The 16,627-nt window shown below is 56.0% G+C and carries 16 protein-coding genes and 1 tRNA gene; 8 read left to right on the top strand and 9 right to left on the bottom strand.

The genetic code is table 11. The features are described 5' to 3' along the window. The first annotated feature begins 66 nt into the window (after positions 1–66). Positions 67–978 carry a VWA domain-containing protein gene (locus QGH09_02300; protein HJO17016.1) on the top strand — a complete coding sequence of 304 codons (912 nt, stop codon included), beginning with the start codon at positions 67–69 and terminating at the stop codon, positions 976–978. Between the two features lie 53 nt (positions 979–1,031). Here QGH09_02300 and QGH09_02295 read toward each other — a convergent pair whose 3' ends face one another. Genes QGH09_02295 through QGH09_02285 form a run of 3 tightly spaced genes read right to left on the bottom strand, consistent with a single transcriptional unit; the run spans position 1,032 to position 4,317 of the window. Beyond that, positions 1,032–1,292 carry a MoaD/ThiS family protein gene (locus QGH09_02295; protein HJO17015.1) on the bottom strand — a complete coding sequence of 87 codons (261 nt, stop codon included), beginning with the start codon at positions 1,290–1,292 and terminating at the stop codon, positions 1,032–1,034. Between the two features lie 2 nt (positions 1,293–1,294). Beyond that, complete coding sequence (locus QGH09_02290; protein ID HJO17014.1) at positions 1,295–3,250, bottom strand: aldehyde ferredoxin oxidoreductase C-terminal domain-containing protein; 1,956 nt, start codon at positions 3,248–3,250, stop codon at positions 1,295–1,297. Between the two features lie 59 nt (positions 3,251–3,309). Continuing rightward, entirely contained in the window at positions 3,310–4,317 is a 1,008-nt protein-coding gene (locus tag QGH09_02285) for a proline racemase family protein (protein HJO17013.1), read from the bottom strand. Between the two features lie 57 nt (positions 4,318–4,374). Between QGH09_02285 and QGH09_02280 the strand changes: the two genes are divergently transcribed. Beyond that, on the top strand, positions 4,375–5,376 hold the full coding sequence (locus QGH09_02280; protein ID HJO17012.1) for an ornithine cyclodeaminase family protein: 1,002 nt from the start codon (positions 4,375–4,377) through the stop codon (positions 5,374–5,376). A gap of 57 nt (positions 5,377–5,433) precedes the next feature. Here QGH09_02280 and QGH09_02275 read toward each other — a convergent pair whose 3' ends face one another. The 6 genes from QGH09_02275 to QGH09_02250 form a co-directional block, all read right to left on the bottom strand. Continuing rightward, complete coding sequence (locus tag QGH09_02275; GenBank protein HJO17011.1) at positions 5,434–5,643, bottom strand: hypothetical protein; 210 nt, start codon at positions 5,641–5,643, stop codon at positions 5,434–5,436. 100 nt (positions 5,644–5,743) lie between these two features. After that, positions 5,744–6,862: a hypothetical protein gene (locus tag QGH09_02270; protein HJO17010.1), complete on the bottom strand. Its 1,119-nt coding sequence runs from the start codon at positions 6,860–6,862 to the stop codon at positions 5,744–5,746. Between the two features lie 221 nt (positions 6,863–7,083). After that, complete coding sequence (locus QGH09_02265; GenBank protein HJO17009.1) at positions 7,084–8,052, bottom strand: TlpA disulfide reductase family protein; 969 nt, start codon at positions 8,050–8,052, stop codon at positions 7,084–7,086. Positions 8,053–8,108: 56 nt separating this feature from the next. Beyond that, entirely contained in the window at positions 8,109–9,374 is a 1,266-nt protein-coding gene (locus QGH09_02260) for an ABC transporter substrate-binding protein (protein HJO17008.1), read from the bottom strand. A gap of 16 nt (positions 9,375–9,390) precedes the next feature. Then, positions 9,391–10,353 carry a transporter substrate-binding domain-containing protein gene (locus QGH09_02255; protein HJO17007.1) on the bottom strand — a complete coding sequence of 321 codons (963 nt, stop codon included), beginning with the start codon at positions 10,351–10,353 and terminating at the stop codon, positions 9,391–9,393. A gap of 17 nt (positions 10,354–10,370) precedes the next feature. Next, positions 10,371–10,445 (bottom strand) — tRNA-Glu (locus QGH09_02250). 182 nt (positions 10,446–10,627) lie between these two features. On the opposite strand from QGH09_02250, the gene QGH09_02245 reads away from it, so the two are divergent. The 6 genes from QGH09_02245 to QGH09_02220 all read left to right on the top strand — a co-directional run bounded on the left by QGH09_02245 (position 10,628) and on the right by QGH09_02220 (position 16,617). Further along, entirely contained in the window at positions 10,628–12,019 is a 1,392-nt protein-coding gene (locus QGH09_02245) for a M23 family metallopeptidase (protein HJO17006.1), read from the top strand. A gap of 165 nt (positions 12,020–12,184) precedes the next feature. Next, positions 12,185–12,958 (top strand): carboxypeptidase regulatory-like domain-containing protein, encoded by a 774-nt coding sequence (locus QGH09_02240; GenBank protein HJO17005.1) that lies wholly within the window; start codon positions 12,185–12,187, stop codon positions 12,956–12,958. Positions 12,959–13,026: 68 nt separating this feature from the next. Then, on the top strand, positions 13,027–13,992 hold the full coding sequence (locus tag QGH09_02235; protein ID HJO17004.1) for a COX15/CtaA family protein: 966 nt from the start codon (positions 13,027–13,029) through the stop codon (positions 13,990–13,992). Continuing rightward, the gene (cyoE, locus tag QGH09_02230) at positions 13,989–14,882 is read left to right on the top strand and encodes a heme o synthase (GenBank protein HJO17003.1); all 894 of its coding nucleotides are present in this window, start codon (positions 13,989–13,991) and stop codon (positions 14,880–14,882) included. Before QGH09_02235 ends, cyoE begins: the two co-directional genes overlap by 4 nt. Further along, positions 14,875–15,834, top strand: coding sequence for an ATP-binding cassette domain-containing protein (locus QGH09_02225; protein HJO17002.1), 960 nt, complete (start codon positions 14,875–14,877; stop codon positions 15,832–15,834). The genes cyoE and QGH09_02225 overlap by 8 nt, the downstream gene beginning before the upstream one ends. Before the next feature lie 9 nt (positions 15,835–15,843). Next, on the top strand, positions 15,844–16,617 hold the full coding sequence (locus QGH09_02220; GenBank protein HJO17001.1) for an ABC transporter permease: 774 nt from the start codon (positions 15,844–15,846) through the stop codon (positions 16,615–16,617). Positions 16,618–16,627 lie beyond the last annotated feature (10 nt).

Raw genomic sequence — 16,627 nt, 5'->3', positions numbered from 1 at the left:
TCGGGTTCTCTCCCGATAATTTTTCAGTTATTGCACACACTCATATCGCTTGTTAATCTCATCGGTATGCGCGTCGAGATAACGCTCTTGTTTGGACTGATCGGTCTGACCATCACCACGATTGGTGCCCAGCAGCAGGTACCGCTGTTCAGGTCAGGCACCAACATTGTGCCTTTGTACGTAACGGTCACCGATGGCAACGACCGACTAGTAGCCAACCTCGTAAAAGAGGACTTTGAGATCTACGACAACGAGGTTCGACAGGAAATCGTCGTGTTTCGTAACGACGTTCAACCCATCTCGGTTGTCGTTATGCTCGACACAAGTGCCAGCATGACCGGCAAGCTCAAGCTGCTGATGGCAGGTGCGGAGCAATTCTTCATCCGAATGTTACCGGGCGACCGAGGACGGGTCGGAGCGTTCAACGACAAAGTAGAACTTACCTCGGAGTTTACCGGTGACCGCGATCATCTCATTGCCGAATTAGACACACTCGACTTTGGAAACCCAACCCGCCTGTACGACGCCATCGCCACCAGCCTCGACGCACTGCAAGGAATTCAAGGACGCCGCGTCATTCTTGTTTTCACCGACGGCGACGACACAAGCAGCACCGCTGATTCCGATGACGTGCTCGAGCGCGCAGTCGTGGAAGAAGTGATGGTCTATGCTATCGGTCTCAGGGTGGAATATTTTAATGGTAGACGCATGGTGCGTAGCCGACCCGATCGCAACTTGAGGAAGTACGCTCAAGAAACAGGCGGTGGCTACTTCGAGTTGCGCAGCGATGACGACCTCGGCTCCACATTTACACGTGTCGCTCAAGAGTTACACAGCCAGTATGTAATCGGCTTCACGCCAGCCGAGCTTGACGGTAGGCCGCACATGCTTGAAGTGCGCCTTGGACGACCCGGTCTGACAGCGCGCGCGCGCCGGAGTTATATCGCCAGCGCCGAAGATCTCTCTGGAACGCCCTAGGTAAACATCTGGCGTTGGCTCGTCATGACGAACGGTGTACTGGCGTCCGCGCCCTATGGTCTCCCGCCCGAGAGGGCGAGGATAATCTCAACCACATCGCCGTTGGTAAGAACCCGTTCCTCGACACGGTGTAACACTACCTCGTCATTCACCGAAAAATTCAGCATCGAATCGTCCCACTGGGCGGGGAAACCAGGCAGCTGTCGTCTGAGAACCAGGACAAGTTCCGCAATGTTTTCTACTGGCTCGGTGATGGTGAGCCTGTCTTGTCCGCTCGTCTGTAACGTCGTCGGTAGACGTACTGTGATCGACATCACTACGCTGGACCAGAAAGCACTGATTCCAACTCTTGCCGCCATGCCTTAGCTGGCACACCCTCGTCACTGAGACCCGATATCGCGTAAAAGCGCGATAGCATGGCATCGAATTCCAGTCGGTCGATTTTTTCGGTCTTGTACGCGCCCACTGTAATCTCTTCGTCGAACCATCGATCGGGCAGCGTATCATCGCTCCGCCGCACGCCGAGCCGATGGTTAATAAGCCGCTCAACGCCCATGATGTTGAGACCAACACGGTCAAGTGCACCAGCGTCAAATTCCAGTCCGGTCACGTTGGCGATCTGACTAGAAAATTCCTCAAGACCGGGTAGCGACGGGCTATTGAAGAGTTTCGTAGTGAATCGGCACATCCCGACAGCATCCCCCACACCATAGACGTTCTCGCACACCCGAACTGCCCATTCCTTCGTCTCGTAGCTGTTCGGCTTGGCCGAGACCGGCCCGCCGTAAAGCTTCGCTTTGTAGCCAGAGTCGTCGTTAATGCGAGCGTTAATCTCTAAAGTGACCCTGTTCCGGAGGTGATCCATGCCACGGGTCGAAACCGCCAGACCCAGTGCGAATGCTTTTAAAATCCGCGCATCGTGTGGGTCAGATTGCATCAGCCCTTTAACCGCCATTCGATACCTGCCCGCTTCAGTTGAATAGTGCCCGCGCTCGATGGCGCGCGTGCTATCAGCGAGCACGTTTCCAAAGCCCTCACGGTGTGACATGGCAAAGAGTAGGCGTTCCACAAGTTCGGCGTCGCCCCACGTGAGCTCAAGACCACCGGTATCACTCTTGGAAACGATCCCGCGCTGATACAGTTCCATCGCCCAAGCAATGGCTGATCCGGTCGAAGCCGTGTCCAACCCAAGGTCGTTGCAAATATTGTTGAGCCGGATCACCGGCTCGACCTGGTCGATACCAACATTTGGTCCGAATTTACCCAGCGTCACGTACTCAGGACCGTCACCCCGCCCGTACCGATCGGTATTGTCATCGTTGAGTTGGTTCAGCGGGCGGCAGTTGACCGGACAGCGGAAGCAGCCAGCCATACCAGGACGGAACGGAGTGATGTTTTCGGCGTCGAGACGATCGGTCCAGGTTGTTTCTTGATTATTTTTCGTCCCCATCGCCCCAAGAACCCGACTGGGTCGATAAAGAAACGGCGTTCCAATCGTCCGCAGCGCGTTCTTGACAACCGACGTGTCCAGTAGCTTGGTCGCAATCTCCTTGTTGTATTGCTTGTAAGGCTGTGCTGTTTCAAAATCGTGGGTCTGCCCCTGAACAACAACTGCCTTCATCTTGAGCGAGCCCATCTTCGCGCCTGGACCACCACGAGCGTAGCAAGCCTTCGGTCCAGCCATAATCGCGCTGGTCAGTGCCTGATTCTCGCCAGCTCGGGTGATATTTGCCATCGCAAGGTCCCGCGTCCAAGTGCCGTCAAAATCAGCAGCGATGCGATCACGCATGTCGATATTGTCGAGTCCAAGATATGGCGTTGCATCGCGGAACTCTACACGCCCGTCACCAAGCCAGAGCACGGTCCATGCGTCCGCCCGGCCATAGATAACAAGATGGTCAATCCCGTTCATCTTCAAGAAAGACGGAAAGTAATCGCCCGCGTTGCTGTCCATCAACACGCCTGATTCGGGAGACCATGACGTTACGTTCCCCCTGGCCGCGCTTGGCACAATCCCGGTCAAAACACCCGAACCGAAGATGAGTGGCACCGACGGGTCACTGGGGTCGAGCGACTCATCAAGCAAGCGATACAGATAGAACATGTTGGCACCGCGCCCCGCGAGGAATGTCTCGATAATTCGCCTCGGTGTATACGCCTGCCTTACCTGTCGCCGCGCCAAGTCAACAAAAAGGGTCGCGCCCTGGGTAGGAAACTGTGGGTTCGGTGGTAGCTCAGTTAAGAGCCGCGCGACGCGATCTTCAATGGGCACTAGGCCGTACGGTAGCACACTTCGCCAACCGAAATTGTGTGCCAACGACACGAGCGAAATCAGAGAAGAAAGCCCTCTCTTAGCGGGTCTTCGTCGTCGATTAGGAAGGTATGCTCACCCGTGATCCAAGCTTCGCCTTCGATCTCAGGCACGATGGCAGAATGGTCACCGACCTGTGAACGCCCCACGATTCGGCCCTGGAATTGCGTGCCGAGGAGACTCTCGTGCGTGAAGGGTCGGTCGGCCGCAAGTAGTTGCATGGCGTCAAGCACCGCCATCACGGCGCAGGTGCCACTGCCGCAAGGCGAACGATCAACTTGGGCGTCGGCAAAGACCGTCACATTACGCAAGTCAGCCCCTGGAGCGTCCGCCATACCGGTGAAGATCGTCCCATAAATTCCCGTTAATCCTTCATCGACCGGATGCACAATGACCGCCTGGGATTCAACTGAGCGCTTAATTAACATGCCAACGTCCCGCAACGAGCCTAAGTCACCAGCACCGATTCTTAGACCGGCCGCCTCGGCATCCACGATGGCATAGAAAGCGCCACCGAAAGCAACATCGACGGGCACTTCGCGGTTTCCAAGCTTTACAGTCAACCCTGGGTGTAAGACAAACGATGGCACGTTGACGAACGTGACCCGCTCAACGCGCGGAACGCCGTCACGTTCAGTCACGGCCGCACGCGCCCGGATAGGCCCAGCCGGTGAGTCGAGCACAACCTCTGTTTTGCTGTCAGGTAAGTGCAGGAGCCCACGTTCAAGCGCGATCGTAACAACGGCTAGAATACCGTGGCCGCACATCGTGCTGTAACCCTCGTTGTGCATGAAGAGAACACCAGCATGTGAGCCGGAGGTTACCGGTTCGGTAAGTACGGCGCCGTACATGTCGAGGTGCCCACGGGGCTCGAACATGAGTGCACGTCGGAGCGCGTCATGATGTTCCATAACCCAGGATCGCTTCTCAAGCATCGTCCGACCAACAGGGCTCGGATATCCTTCGACGATTAAACGCAGTGGCTCACCTGCGGCGTGGGCGTCGATCGTACGGAGGCGATGGATCATCTCGCTATTAAAGTGGCTTCGGTTGCGGCTAGCAGTAAGACGATTATAAGCTCCCACATGACACTACTCGCACCGATGCCACTAATTCTCAATAGTTCTGACGTCCGCGCCCTTGTCACAATCCCCGACCTGGTGCCACTAATGGAGCGGACCTTGGCCCAATTCTCGCAGGGCAAGGTTGAACAACCGCTCCGCAACGTATTTAGCATCGGTCCTGACAAGGCCTATTGCGGCGTGATGCCAGCGGCCCTCTCGAACCCAGCTGCGGTGGGCACCAAACTGGTCACGATCTTCGAGCACAATCACCTGCACGGCCTTCCCTCACACCTCGCCACCGTCGTGCTGCTCAACCCTGAGACCGGTGCACTTCTGGCCGTGCTAGACGGAACCTACATCACTGAGGCGCGGACTGCGGCTGCCTCGGCAATGGCCGCGCAGCATCTCGAAGTTCCAACCGACGGACACAAGCTGGCAATCGTCGGATCCGGGGTGCAGGCACGGAGTCATCTCGACGCGTTCGTCCACGCGCTCTCCGTTAGAGACGTACGGGTTTGGAGTCCGACCGAAAGCCACCGCCGGCGATTCGTGAACACGATGTCTACATCCACGGACGTCCCGCTTGCGGCAACATCCTCCGCTGAAGAAGCGATTCGTGGCGCAACCTTAATCGTTCTTGCCACGTCGTCTACCGAGTCTGTCGTCGAAAACGACTGGGTGGCGGACGGTGCCCACGTAACCTCCATTGGCGCTCCAATCCCTCATCAGCGGGAGATGGACCCACGACTGGTCGCGCGTGCACGGGTTATCGTTGATTCCAGAATCGGAGCTCTCGCTGAGTCCGGCGATATCGTTCAAGGAATTGCAGACGGATTCTTTAGTGAGAACCACCTTGTGGCCGAGATTGGCGAGGTCGTAAGCGGACAGAATCAGGGTCGGACCCACCCCGGAGAAGTGACCATTTTCAAGTCACTAGGCATGGCCGTCGAGGACGTCGCCACAGCCCACCTCGCCTACACCCGTGCCGTCGAACAAGGACGGGGAACGGTCATAAAGTTGTAGAGCAACCCTTTTCGTGCTTACTCCACAGTTCGAACGGAACTTCGCGATGATTGACGTTTACAGCCGCCGGTCGGGCATGATCATCGTTCGCCACATGTGAGACGACGGACTGTTATCCCATCCGAGACCTTCCTTCGGCTGCTTAAAGTGGCGTCCCATGACGTCGATGAACGGTTCGATCGACACCTTGGCATTCGGATCAAACGCATAGAGATCGTTCACGGTTACGAGCCGCGATAGTGTTTTCCTCTCGAGAAACGCGCCCACAATTGAACCAAATCACATCGAAGACGATTGCGCCATCCCGTTTTCCTGGGTTACGCGACCAGCCGACCTCGGAGACAGCCACGATTTTCGTTCCGCACTACTATCTACTGGACCGCACCATCGCGCCGCCACCGGACACTACAGCACCATACACATTACCCGCAGCATCCACAGCCACCCCCTCAGGGTTCGATCCATCGGAGTACCTGTCGTGGCCTTCGATTGCTCCGTCGATGAAATAGCTGACCGAGCCGTCTTCTAAGCTACCGACTCTAATACCCGGGGTCCAACCTGGATTCCGCACCTCGTCGAACGCGGACTCAGAGTCAGCTACGTAGACCATCCCATCAGGGCCGAAATGTACGTCGCTCGGCCGGCTGAATTGATTGAACTCCTCAACAGCATTGCCCTCTTCATCGAAAATCTGCAACCGGTTATTCCCACGGTCGGCAACAACAAGACGGCCCAGCGAGTCAAACGCTAGCGCGTGGGGTGTTTTAAGTTCGCCCGGCTCGGAACCCCACCGCCCCCAAGAGGCAATGAACTCTCCATCAGCCGAGAATTTTGCTATGCGAGCCACGGTGTTCGGGTCATCCGTGTTCTGCCCCTCGTGGCCATCACCAACATAAACGCTACCATCCGGACCAACGGCCACGTCGCACGGTGTGTTCAGCGCAGCACCCGTGCCATCACCAGCCACTCCGCCCTCACCCAGCGTCAGCAGAACTTCACCTTCCGGACTGAATTTGATGACCACGTGGCCCTTGCCGGCTTGGCTTGGGTCCTCCCCGTCAGGCCCTCGCGCATCGCTAATCCACACGTTACCCACTGGGTCGACATGAATGCCGTGCGGAAAGAGCATCAGCCCTCCGCCGAAGCTAGCGACCACGTTCCCTGTAGGGTCGATCTTGAGGATCGGATCTAGATCGGAGGTAGCACAGGAATTCGAACCACAGCGATCAATTGCCCAGATGTGTTCCCCATCGGGATCGATGTCGACCCCAGCCGTTGAACCCCACTCACGCGCGTCTGGCAGCATCACCCATCCATCCTCTGTGGTATAGGGATTAGGTAGCTCATTAATCGGCTCAATTACCGTTGGCTCCGGTTCGACCTCCGCCGTCGGAGCCTCCGGCTGGCCACAGGCCACCAAGCCAATCATCACAAGCGCCGATGCAGCACCAACCAGTATTCCTCTCAGGCGATCTCGATTAGGCATAGTCCCCCCTAAAATTCCCAGAACATCATCTCAACCGTATCCAGCCTTGTCCATCTAGCAGACTCCCCTGTCAGAACCAGCGCTTCCGGACAGACGGAAACTTCAGCACAAATACCGAGAGCCTTTGCCGTCACTACTACCTGATGAAAACCGCCGTAGTGAAGACAGAGCAATAGAGCCAGTGGACCCTCGGCCAATCGACCGGTCTAAATGAGCAGCAGCTACGTGGCTAGCAGGCGCTCTACCTGTGCCGATAGCTCCTCGTACGAAAGTGTCCCCGGGTTGTATAGCTCAACGACCCCTTCACGGTCGATGATGACTAGTGTCGGCGTTGTGCTGACGCCAAAGTCGAGAAAGCTCTGCTGACTCACGGGCACACTCATCCATTCCGGGACCGGAAATTGCTCCTGATAGGCGCCTCGCAAATACTCGAGTTCTTCCGCCGGCGTAGCGTTTTGTCCACGGGCTATATAGCCATACAGTTGCGTCGGGCCGATGATAGCGAGATCGCGCTCACCGTATTGCTCGTACAACTGATCCAAGATCGGCAATTGCTGTTTGCAGTCCGGACACCAGTGGGCCCAGAAATATGCCACAACAACCTTTCCCTTCAAGCTATCAGGCGACAACACTCGTTCACCGAGGTAATGCTCGACATCAATCACCGGGAAAGGCAGTCCTTCCAGACTAAGAAGCAAGATGTTCTTCTGAAGACGGGTCTCAATTGAGGTTCCCATATAAGTCTCATGTTGCGCACGTAAGAACTCCACCGCTCCGCTTCGGTCACCACGCGCATCTTGAACGCGTCCGAGCACTTCAATTCCAGCACCCAGTGCAGTTGGAAGTTGCCGTTCCAAGTCCACTTCTCGATCGTTGAGAAGTGCAGAGCTACCATCGTACGCCTCACGCGCATATTGCTCGGCTACATCCCAGCGCTGGGCAAAACTCGCGCCGCGACCGAGCCAGGATGCCGCGACCAGCCACTCAGGTGATGTCTGGTCATGGTGCCCACGTTGCTGCTGTAGAAGCGTCTGCGCCGCATCAACCTCTTCGGCCCAAGCCATGTCACGCATCTGGTTTACCAACTCCGAGATCTCCATCGGCGAACTTTTCGGCGCTGGGGACCCACAAGCCAAGCTCAAAACTACCGTTGCCAAGAACGTAAGCTTCGCGATTCTCTTTAACACCATCCTAGAATCTTCCTATAGTTGATGAACGCGCGCGTTCCTCTTTTTCGCTTCCCTCGTTATTGGTTAGGTGGGCTCGTAACACTGCCAGGCCACAGTATAGCGTCTTCGTTCAATACCAGTCGACCGCTTACGGGATCCACGGTGCCAACAGACACGAAGTCCACGGTGTTGCCATCATCTTTGTAACCATGACTGTTGACGATCTGAATCGGCATGTTCGCCCGATCGTTGGTGCCCGGCACTAGCGCGACATGACCCGTCGCTCCATCAAAATCCATTCTTCTGAGATATGCCAACATGTTCTGGCTGGTCACACGCTCACCCGCCTCTTGAATATCACGAATGGCGTAGCCCACCGCCAACATGTGGTCGTAGCTTAAGGCTCCATAGAAAAAGGCTTTTGAACTCGGGTCGACAGGCCTGCCTAATCGTTTTTCAAGCGCGTCCCGGAATTGTGACAACTTCGGTGATGGCATGAGCTCGACCATGGGCGCGAAATAGCCGAGGCTGCCCGCAACCGCCTCGGGAGCCTCATCCGCCGAAACCATCTCGGCGGCATAGAACGAATAGCCCGGCTCATTCATCTCAAGCTCATGGAGCGCACGAAATATCCTCACTGTGTCCGGCGTTGGACTCGTATTCACAATATGCCTAATGCCGGCCTGTTTAACCTTGGTCATATACAACCTGATCTCGTCGTAGGACGTGTCTCGCGGATAACTGTATTCCTGCACGATATTGATATTCCGTTGCAGTGTAGATTCGTGAATGACGTCTCTGGCTCCGAGACCCCATGCATCCGTCGTATAAAAATACGCAATCTCTTCGACACCAAAGTGCTCAGCAACATTAATCAAATAACCTTCATACTGTTCACTCGGACTGACCACGCGTACGAAATAAGGAAACTCCTCGACTGACGACAGCATGGACGCGTTGGAGCCATTCGAGACAACTGGGATTTTGTACTTCTCAGCGACGCGGGCAATGTCGACGGCAGGCCCACTGCAATCCGCTCCGGTGAGCACAAGAATGCCCTTCTTCATGAGTGTCTCCGCCATAAGCGCCGCGTTCTCTGGCCAGCAGTGGTAGTCGATCGTGTTCTCGTCCGTCATGCGAATGAGTGCGTCCCCCAACATGCCGGATTCGTTAATTTCCGCAATAGCAATCCGAGAACCGTGCAGGCTGAAATCACCCCAGTCGGAGTACCGACCATCTCTGTAGTGGTAGGTATACATACCGCCGAGATCGTAGATTTGGGCGAAGCTTACGGAGGAGGTGGCTGCTATCAGACACAGCACCAGCACGAATGGATGTTTCAAGAAGGGCTCCTTAATCTTAAAACGATTCAGCTGAACTCACGCCCAAGGACCGAGTTCGTTTAACAAACAACGAATCCCATCCTTGAAACCAGCTTTCAATTACGCTCCACGATTCATCTCGGGCGAAGAGACGACCCACCGCGGGACGGCTGATGTTGCCCAAAGGTTCCAGAAGGCGTAGGCCCGCACCCTCTGAAGAGTTCTCGCTACGCTTTCCCGGAGAAGCAGAAACACCGTCGATCCACTTCTCTCGGAGGCGTTCGAACTCGCCGTTGAGCGCCATACGGTGAACCCACAGGTTTACCCAGTTCAAGAAAGCGGGGGCATCTCGCGGGAGCATGTAACTGAGTTCGTCACGACTCAACGGAGAGCTTGGCTGGACGGCGAAGAGACGCGGGTCCTCGTTCGCGACTAGCACGGCTTCGACGTTGTCAGTCAGCATCACGTCGACTCGTCCTTCAGCAACGGCATCGGGGATGGAGAGATTGTCCTCAATAACGACAACGTCAGCCGTGTTGATACGTTCTCTCACGAAACTCTCGTTTGTTCCACCAGGATTAACACCGATACGAACACCGAGGCGATCGATGGCCCTAAGGTCCGTGAAACGCGCACGGTCTGCTCTTCGAATAAGAAGACACTTTCCGATCGAGAGATAGGGGTCCGACAGCGAGACGATTTTCTGGCGCTCGAGATTACGTGTAATCCCAGACATTGCGATGTCGTAGCGTCCTGCGCGAAGCCCCTCCACGAGTTGGGGCCAACTCGTGGAAACGAAACGCACCTTGACTCCCAGATCCGCACCAAGTCGGCGCGCAGCGTCGATATCAAAACCCTCAAATGTCCCATCAGGGCGCTGATAAGTAAAAGGGCGATAATCGCCGGTCGTGCCAATGAGAATCTCGCCCCGCTCCAAAACGGTGTCAAGGTGAGAAATGGGAAGACCGACGATAAGCGCGGTTAGGACGAGCGCTCGCATATTAGAAAACCATAGCTTGGTAGCGGTACGGGGATTCGAACCCCGGTCTCGTGGCTGAGAACCACGCATCCTGACCCCTAGACGATACCGCCACGGGCCGACCGAAACTTTGGATTCTAGCAACTGGCGAGCAAGTGGGTCAATGAACCGATGTGTCGAACCAGCATCAAATTTCAGGGGAGACAGGTGATTTGCGTTGAACTCTATGCTCCCCAAGTCCGATACCAAAGGTCGAGGGATTCGCGACCACGAACGGGATGGGAGGAAACAACCAATGTCACTATTCTCAAAAGTGCTGCTAGTGATCGTACTCGCGGCTTTCTCCGTGGTTGGAGCGTATCGTTGGGCCGGACGGGCTCTCGGTCCCACGGTCGAGGTCAATAATCCGGAGCGCTATGTCGGGCGGACCAGCGTGCTCGACTTTTCGGTTGAGACTCCCGGAGGGACAATTGCCGGAGTTGATGCTGTTCTCGAGCAAGGTGACACGCGGATCTCACTCTTCTCACTCGCGGCTCCACGCGAAGCCAGGGTCGAGCAAGAAACTCACGAGCGAATTCGCATCGTGCGAACCTTCGACCTGAACGACCTTCCAGGGGCAACTGAAGGACCGGCACACCTCATAGTGACCGCAGTCCGTCCGGTGCTCTACGGTCTTCGCCAAGCCTCGACCTCGAGAACCCATTCACTTGAACTACGATTCGAACCCCCACGGCTGACCGTGCTATCAACTCAGCATTATGTAAACCACGGTGGCACTGAGATGATCGTGTACCGGGTGACTCCAAACGACGTCGAGTCTGGCGTTATTGTGGACAATCAAATTTATCCGGGGTTCCCCGCTGCCGGAGCAGGTATTACAGGGGCGAACGAGGCGATGCGTGTCGCGTTCTTTGCCCTTTTACACGACCAAGAGTTGAATGCACCGATGCAGCTCTTCGCTCGTGACCCAGCGGGTAACGAAGTGCGGGCCGACTTCAATCGCCGGACGTTCCCGAAGGTCTTCCGCCGGCGTCAAATCACGGTGGGAAACAATTTCATACAGCGTGTCGTTCCAGCAATTGCTGAGCAATCGGATGCTGCGCGGGTGTTACTCGAAGGTATACCGAAGGATGACCTAGTTGCCCAGTACAGCCGCATTAACGCCGACCTCCGGCAAGAAAATGCAACCTACCTACTGGCGCTCGCAAAACAAACTCAGCCGCGCTTATTGTGGCAGGGTTCGTTTCGCCAACTCGGTAACTCTCAGGTTGAATCAAGCTTTGCCGATCACCGGACCTACCTGTACAACGGTCAGGCGATCGATCAACAAGTGCACCTTGGATTTGACCTTGCTGCCACCGCCAATGTAGCAATTCTGGCGTCAAACCACGGTATCGTTGTCCATGCTGACTTCCTAGGTATCTATGGCAATTGCGTGGTGATCGACCATGGCATGGGACTCCAGTCCCTCTACGCCCATCTCTCATCCATCGGTGTCCAGGTCGGAGATGCTGTTCAACAGGGGCAGGAAATTGGCCGTAGCGGGAGAACCGGCCTAGCCGGCGGCGACCATTTGCACTTCACGACGCTGCTGCACGGCCACCCGGTCACACCGATCGAATGGTGGGACCCGCACTGGATAGGGGACCGAATTACTCGAAAAATTGCTCGTGCCAGCGCGCGGTAACTGACATTGCGTTCGCACATAGGCTAGATAAGCTCCGCTAAAGTGTTTCAACCATTTACTGCGGTCGGTGCGTGTGATATTGATCTGGTTTTGGAGGTTGCCGCGAGACGACGAACTGAGCGGCCTGCGGTGTTTTTCCCCTTACTTCGTGTCAGGAGAGTTTCAATGGATGTACGAAAGTCGTGGCTGCTGGTTTCGATAATGGCGTTGGTCCTAACAGTGGCGTGTGGTGGTGGCTCGGAAGCCCCGGCCGAATCTGAACCTGAAGCGCCGGTTGCGTCTGCGGTCGACAGCGCTGCTGAAGGCAACATAACCGGCACGGTCATGCTTGAAGGCACACCCCCTGAGGCCGAAACTATTCGGATGAATTCTGATCCTGTTTGCGCACAGGAGTCTGGCAACAACACCAGTACGGAATACTACGTCGTCGGGGAGGACGGTTCACTCAATAACGTGTTTGTCTACGTTAAGGAAGGTCTTGGTAGCCGGTCGTTTCCTACTCCCTCTGAACCCGTTATGCTTGACCAAAATGGTTGCCGCTATACGCCGCATGTCTTCGGGATCCAGGCGGGCCAGACCCTGACAGTGAGCAACGGTGACCCAACGCTGCACAACATTCACGCAATGCCAGCAAATAACCGTGAATTCAACACCGGCCAACCGATCGAAGGCATGACCTACGACACCGCATTCGAAACAGTTGAGGTTATGGTGCCGTTTAAGTGCGACGTGCACGGTTGGATGAACGCCTATGTGGGCGTGTTGGATCACCCGTACTTCGGCGTGAGCGGTAACGGTGGTGCGTTTGCATTGAACACACTACCCCCGGGCGACTACACGATCGAGGCTTGGCATGAAATGTTAGGTACTCAGACTCAGAACGTCACCGTGGTTGAGAACGAAACCGTTGAGGTCTCGTTTACCTTTACGGTTAGCTAGCATTTTAAGTGGGCGCGGCGGAGGGAGGATCCCTCCGTCGTTTTCACATCCCGCCTGTTTAACGACGTATGGCCTCGCTCCATAGGTTCACAATTTTCGTCGCCACAGCTACGTTGCTACTCATCACGGCCGGCGCCTTGGTCACTAGCACAGACTCTGGGCTGGCGGTCCCAGACTGGCCAAATACTTATGGTTACTTCATGTTCAGCTTCCCGCTGTCGAAGATGGTAGGCGGGATCTTGTACGAGCATGGACACCGGCTAATCGCGAGTGCTGTAGGAATCCTGATGATCGGATTGGCTGTGTGGTTCTCACGTGTTGATGGTCGTCGCTGGGTGCGATATCTAGCTTGGGTTGCTCTCGGCGCGGTTATACTGCAGGGCACGCTCGGAGGTGTCACGGTGCTCTACTTTTTACCAACACCCATCTCCGTCGCACACGCTGGGCTCGCTCAGCTTGTCTTCTGCCTGACAGTGGCCCTCGCATTGTTCACGTCACCACGTTGGCACACCGGGACGGCCGCACCCATTGCCGATCGGATGCTAGCGCGGTTGACCATCGGAACGGTGGCTGTGGTCTACGTGCAGGTCCTTGTCGGGGCCATAATGCGACACACCGGCGCCGGATTGGCGATTCCAGATTTTCCCTTAGCTTTTGGGCATCTTGTCCCACCTGAATGGAGTTGGCCAATCGCCATTCACTTCGGGCATCGGATTGGTGCCGTCCTTGTAACATTGGCGGTCGTAGCAACAGCGGGGCACGTGCTGGTGCATCACCGGCACCGATTGGAACTACGGCGACTGGCCTGGCTGCTCATTGGGCTCGTGACGGTTCAGTTCACGCTGGGTGCTCTCACTGTGCTTTCAGAACGTCAAGTGGGTATCAACACGGCACATGTCGCGACTGGAGCGGCACTTCTGGCAACGGTTGTCCTCTTGACACTCTTGGTGCACCGCCACCGACTCTCGGATATGCCCTTAAGCAACACCTCAGTAGCACTGCCCGAGACGTCGTCAGCAGGGGTAGTTAGGTGAAAATCAGTGCGGTGGCAATAGCTGTTCCGGGAAGTCGCATCGCCGACTTCATTGCACTTACGAAGCCACGTTTGAACTCCCTCGTCTTAGTTACAACGACCGTCTGTTTCTATCTGGCGGCCCCTGACGCCGGTGTAGTGTGGCTTATCGGACCAACGATAATTGGAACAGCGCTGGTCGCCGGTGGTGCCTCCGCACTCAACCAGGTTTACGAGAGGAAGGCAGACGGCCTGATGCTTAGGACCCGGCATCGGCCGCTACCTAGCGGTCGACTGTTACCAGCGGAGGCGCGGGGATTTGGCATCGCACTTTCTCTGATCGGATTGGCTGTCCTGACCTATACGCGTCCACTTGCCGCCGGCCTCGCTCTAGCGACAATAGTCACTTACGTTCTGATTTACACACCACTGAAGTGCCGCACTCCTTTCGCCACCGTGGTTGGTGCTGTGCCTGGCGCTTTACCGGCTGCGCTAGGCTGGGTGGCAGCAAATGGCTCGATGACTCTTGAGGCGTGGGTGTTATTCGGCATCGTCTTCCTCTGGCAGATCCCACACTTTCTCGCAATCGCGTGGATCTACCGTGAGGATTTCGCTCGTGCGGGATTTCAGGTTTTGCCAGTCGTTGAACCAAGCGGACGGCGTACAGCTAGGCACGTGCTTCTTTTTCTCGCCGGCCTGTTGCCAGTTAGTCTCGCTCCGGTGTGGGTCGGTATGGCTGGCACCCCATATTTGCTTGGTACGGCCTTTCTCGGCTTCGGCTTCGCCGCGCTCTCTGTACGGTTCGCCTGGCACCGGTCCACGCAGAACGCCCGCAATCTTTTCTTCGGATCGCTCGTCTATCTGCCCCTCCTGTGGGTGCTCCTGATTTCCTCGCGGTTGTTAGGTGGCTGAACCGATTTCGCCTACCCCGGCGTCCCGTCCAGGCCTTCAATCGGCATTAAACGTCATCGGCCTGAATCACCGCTACGGTGACCGTCAAGTGCTCCAATCGGTCAGCTTCGATGTAGCGCCTGGCGAAAGTTTTGGACTTCTGGGTCCGAACGGGGGTGGCAAGACGACTTTCTTTCGGATTGCTGCCACACTGCTGACCCCTATCAACGGAACGGTCCGCGTATTCGGACACGACGTAGCTACCAACCCCGACGCTGTGCGTCGTTGCATCGGTATGACCTTCCAGTCACCGGCGCTCGACGATCGCCTCCGTGTTGTTGAAAATCTCTATTACCACGGCCATTTATATGGCCTGTACGGTAAATCACTCAACCAAAGAATTGACGAGGTGCTCTCGCTCGTCAACCTAACCGACCGCGCGAGCGACCTGGTGAGCACCTTGTCCGGCGGACTGCAACGGCGTGTGGAATTGGCTAAGACGCTACTCACCAAACCACTACTTCTTCTCCTTGATGAGCCGAGTAATGGTCTCGACCCTGGTGCACGGCACGAGGTCTGGGAGCATCTACGACATCTGCGCCAGACTGAGTCGACGACTATTATCGTGGCCACGCACTTGATGGACGAAGCCGCGCAGTGCGACCGTGTAGGAATTTTTCATAAAGGTCGATTAGTCGCATCAGGTACTCCGGAAGCGCTGGTATCAGAGATCGGGGGCGATATGATTCTCGTCACCGGTAAGGACCTCTCGTCACTAGCGCAGAAAGTTACCCAACGCTTTGACCAGCACGTAGAGATCATCGATGAAGCTCTCCGGTTGGAACGCGCGCAAGCGCATGAATTTGTCCCGGAGCTCGTCGAAGCATTTCCCGGTGAGATTGATACGATCACCTTCGGCAAACCAACGCTTGAAGACGTGTTCATTCACTACACCGGCGAGCAATTGCATTAAGCCAACGCAATGCTACTTGCCACCTATAGCTTGTGGGCCCGCGACATTATCCGATTCTACCGGCAGCGCAGTCGAGTTATCGGCGCACTCGGTACCCCGGTCGTCTTCTGGCTGCTGCTGGGTTCCGGACTAGGGTCGTCATTTCGCGTCAACGCCGACGCACCAGTGAACTATCTGCAATACTTCTTTCCAGGCACGCTTGCGCTCATTGTGCTCTTCACCGCCATTTTCTCAACGATTTCAGTCATTGAAGACCGACGTGAAGGCTTTTTACAAGGAGTGCTGGTGGCGCCGGTGCCGAGGACAACCATCGTCGTGGGTAAAATTCTCAGCGGCACCACGCTCGCTGTAATACAAGCGATGCTTTTTCTGTTGCTCGCACCTGCCACTGGCATTGATCTCCGAGCCGACTTGATACTGCCCCTCGTCGTGGCACTACTCACGCTGGCTTTCGCACTGACCGGTTTAGGCTTTCTGGTTGCGTGGCAGCTTGATTCTACGCAGGGTTTTCACGCCGTCATGAATCTAGTGCTGGTACCGATGTGGCTCTTGTCGGGAGCAGTCTTTCCTGCAGAGGGCGCCTCATGGTGGATCCGCGCAATCATGTGGGCCAATCCAATGACTTACGGAGTCACGGCATTACGGGTAGTTCTGACAGGAGGGACCTCCGTAACAGGGGGAGGGCTACCGTCATTCGCGATGTCTTTGATCGTAGTCTTCGTGTTTGGTTGCGCAACAGCTGCAATAGGCATTCTGTTCGTGCGCAGCAAACGAGGCCGCTAATCTGTAGAGG

This window comes from Vicinamibacterales bacterium, assembly GCA_036012125.1.
Classification (GTDB): Bacteria; Acidobacteriota; Vicinamibacteria; order Vicinamibacterales; family UBA823; genus UBA11600.
The sequence above is the reverse complement of the archived record's forward strand: the minus strand, read 5'-3'. Positions and strand labels throughout refer to the sequence as shown.